Genomic DNA, 1,783 nt, shown 5'->3' with positions numbered 1-1,783 from the left:
GATCCCGCCGCTCTGTTGCCACTGCAGGAGGCATTGGGCTACGACCTCGCGCAGAGCCTGTTTGCGCAACAGCGTAACCTGATCCTCGAAGGCCTGACCGACTTCTGGTACCTTGAGGCCACGTCGGAAATGTTGCGGCTCGGCGGCGTCGCAGATCTTAACGACAAGATCGCCCTGATCTCGGCCAATACCGCGAGCAAAGTGGTCTATTTCGCGACGATTCTAATCGCCCACAATTTGAAGGTCGCGGCATTGCTTGACAGCGACAACGCCGGCGAACAGGCCGCGAAGCAGGAGGTGCTGGTGCATCGCCTTGGCGCCAAGCGCATTCTCCGGACGATGGACTTCACCGTTCCCCCCAGACCGAAGGCCGAGATTGAAGATTTGCTGCGCGACGTGCTTATACCCCTTGCGGCAAAAGAACTTGGCATCGACGTTACCGCCGAAGCAACAGCCACGCCCGGAAAAGCCCTTGGTCGACCTTCTGTCAGCAAAGGGCGGGGCCAATTTCTCCAAATACAAGCTCGCAAAGGCTTACGTGCGCTGGACCCGGGACCATACTGCCCAAGATCTTAGCCAAACCGAGCGCGACGCGTGGGCGAAGCTTATCGGCGCCATCAATGCGGCTTTGAAATAGAGGGGCAGGTGCTGCCGCGTCAGGGGCACTCAAACTCATGATCTTGCCGTTCGGGAAAAACAGAAGGGCCAAGCGAAAACGAAACCTGTTCCGATGACCTTCAGCACGAAGGAGCTCGAACTGGTCGCCGCGGCAGAGCAGGCGGTAGCGACGTTCATTGATTACCTTGGTGCCAATAACGCTGCTTAGGCCGCTCTCCCTTGTCGGCAGGACGCGATAGGTGAGGTCGCTACAAGTAGTCACATGGATTCTCATCAACCCGCTTCGGGATACATGTGCTTCAGCGCTCGTATTCGTCGACCTTGCTGCGCTGTGTCTTGCGGTCCTGTTCGTCGGCCTGCCGGCCCTTTTGCTTGGCTGAGTCTTTTTGCTGCTGAACGCGTTGCCGTGCCTTCTCGGCATGTTGCGCCGAAGCCTCGGGTTGACGCGTGTCGTCTCGGGCCGGCAAATCGCGGCCGCGCGCCTCTCTTTCTGGCGCGGCCTCGCCGCCTCCGCCTGCACCCTTTTGCTGCTCGAACTGGAGCCGGGCCAATCGATCGTGCATCTTGTCGTTCACGCCATCGCGGTATTGCTCGAAACGGGGTTGCTCAGCATTGGGAAGCGTGTGCCGCATCTCATCCAATGCTTGATTCACACGCGCCATCTTCTGCCGCATTTCCAAAGGTGTCTGCGCCATTTCGGTAGCTCCTATTAGCCTGGTCAATTCTTTCATGCCGGGATGGGACAAGAACGACGAGATCAGCCCCGGTCCCCCGCCATCTTTGGAGACGCTATCGGCAGGCTTCTCGCCTCCCCTGCGCGCAGGAATCTGGAGGAGATTCTTGCCGATCGCCTCGGCTGCAGTCAGCGCCTGGCCGGTGACGCCAGCCGCCCGCATCACGGCGGCCGTCTGCTGCCACACGCCGGCGATCGTCGCGCCATTGGCGACAATTAACTTGCGATCCATTCGACGCTGTCGCTTATCCTCCACACGCGCGACAGTCTTGTCACTGACCAGATAGCGCGCATCGTGCTGCGCGCGCATGTAGGCGCCCGCATGTTCCTTCGTATGCGGGCGGCTCATTGCATGATCGTACCGGCGGGTTGCGACCATCGCTATGCCGTTTTCGCGCGCCTTCTCCGCGTAGGCTTCCCGCCAGGCATGGA

1 protein-coding gene and 1 pseudogene are annotated in these 1,783 nt (G+C 60.1%); one reads left to right on the top strand and one right to left on the bottom strand.

Annotated elements, in window-relative coordinates; all coding sequences use genetic code 11:
• Positions 1-576 (top strand): annotated as a pseudogene (locus EOC06_RS41030) (hypothetical protein); the annotation flags it as partial.
• Positions 577-917: 341 nt separating this feature from the next.
• On the opposite strand, the gene EOC06_RS40425 reads toward EOC06_RS41030, so the two are convergent.
• Positions 918-1,783, bottom strand: an 866-nt coding sequence (locus tag EOC06_RS40425) for a hypothetical protein (protein ID WP_164898878.1), incomplete at its 5' end; no start/stop codon positions are given.

The sequence above is a fragment of the Mesorhizobium sp. M7A.F.Ca.MR.362.00.0.0 genome (assembly GCF_004023175.1).
Taxonomy (GTDB): domain Bacteria; phylum Pseudomonadota; class Alphaproteobacteria; order Rhizobiales; family Rhizobiaceae; genus Mesorhizobium.
This window is presented reverse-complemented; position numbering and strand designations above follow the sequence as displayed.